Annotated in this window: 1 pseudogene; it reads left to right on the top strand. The window is 67.9% G+C overall.

The features are described 5' to 3' along the window. Nucleotides 1-212: pseudogene (locus AF337_RS17295) on the top strand (AraC family transcriptional regulator); the annotation flags it as partial.

Genomic DNA, 212 nt, shown 5'->3' with positions numbered 1-212 from the left:
CCCTCGACGACGAACTCGAGGCCGGGCAGATGGGCTCGACGCTGATGACGCGACGCATGGGCGACATCCTGCTCGTGCAGGCGCTGCGGGCCTATGTAGGCCGGGAGGGTGCTGCCGAAACGGGATGGATCGGCGCGCTGACAAATCCGCAGATCGGCGCGGCGATCAGCCTGATCCACAACAGCCCCGGCCATCGCTGGACGGTCGAGGCT

This window comes from Rhizobium ecuadorense (assembly GCF_001187535.1).
GTDB lineage: Bacteria > Pseudomonadota > Alphaproteobacteria > Rhizobiales > Rhizobiaceae > Rhizobium > Rhizobium ecuadorense.
Note: the sequence above shows the minus strand (reverse complement) of the source record. Positions and strands in the feature narration are given on the sequence as shown.